The sequence below is a fragment of the Ochrobactrum sp. SFR4 genome, from assembly GCF_019730395.1.
Lineage (GTDB): Bacteria > Pseudomonadota > Alphaproteobacteria > Rhizobiales > Rhizobiaceae > Pseudochrobactrum.
Genome location: NZ_JAAPBB010000190.1, coordinates 1 through 466, shown reverse-complemented (window position 1 = coordinate 466; position 466 = coordinate 1). Strand labels below are relative to the sequence as shown.

1 protein-coding gene is annotated in these 466 nt (G+C 43.1%); it reads right to left on the bottom strand.

All coding sequences use genetic code 11. The annotated features are described in order from the left end of the window. Positions 1-266: 266 nt before the first annotated feature. A partial coding sequence (locus HBA93_RS18540; RefSeq protein ID WP_221724280.1) for a hypothetical protein occupies positions 267-466 on the bottom strand: 200 nt, incomplete at its 5' end.

The window sequence follows — 466 nt, the reverse complement described above, 5'->3', positions numbered from 1 at the left end:
ACCTGCATAAAGAATTATACGATTCAATTGCAGTACAGAGAGTTTTTGATATGTGTCGTACATGGCTCTCATTACTCTTGTGATCCAGACGGGCAAAAATGCTGTAATTATTCAGACCGGTACGCGCTGTCGAATTATTTGTATCCGGTTAAAGTTTATGGTTAACGGAAAATGATTAATAATTAATGGCAATATATTAAATGAAACGGCCAGCGAGTTATGTCGCTGGCCGTTATTTCGAGAAATGCAGAAAACCAAGCCAGTATTTACCGTCGTTGCAGGTCTCTGATAGCAGCCATACCACGGATACCTTCACGATCTCCTGAGGCTGCTAATGCTTCGTAGATAATTCGGGCATCATCATAGCGTCGTAATTTGAGATAAGAGGCGGCTTGCAGAGCCATGAGATCTTTACGCGGTGGTGCAAGCTGGGCTCTCTGCTCTAAAATAAAGAGCGTGTCACGGA